The organism is Chryseobacterium sp. SIMBA_028, assembly GCF_046535285.1.
GTDB lineage: Bacteria > Bacteroidota > Bacteroidia > Flavobacteriales > Weeksellaceae > Chryseobacterium.
Map to the genome: position 1 here is coordinate 1 of NZ_JAWRWZ010000435.1, position 261 is coordinate 261.

General features: G+C 60.9%; 1 pseudogene. It reads left to right on the forward strand.

Annotated features, from left to right (window positions below):
- Positions 1 to 48: 48 nt before the first annotated feature.
- A pseudogene (locus tag SCA31_RS24025) lies at positions 49 to 261 on the forward strand (epoxide hydrolase); the annotation flags it as partial.

Below are 261 nucleotides of genomic sequence, written 5' to 3' on the forward strand. Positions count from 1 at the left end.
GAGCTTGGATGGGGACCTGACCGGACAGCACGGGCGTGGGATGTCCTAATGAAACGGCTTGGCTATGATCACTACGTCTCCCAGGGTGGCGACCACGGCTCGGTCATTTCCGACGCGCTTGCTCGGCAAGCCCCGAAAGGCTTGCTCGCGATCCATCTCAACATGCCCGCCACCATTCCCGCAAACCTCGTGAAAGGCATTTTCGGCGGCGATGCTGCCCCGGCAGATCTACCTGCACCCGAGAAGCAAGCGTTTCAGTCG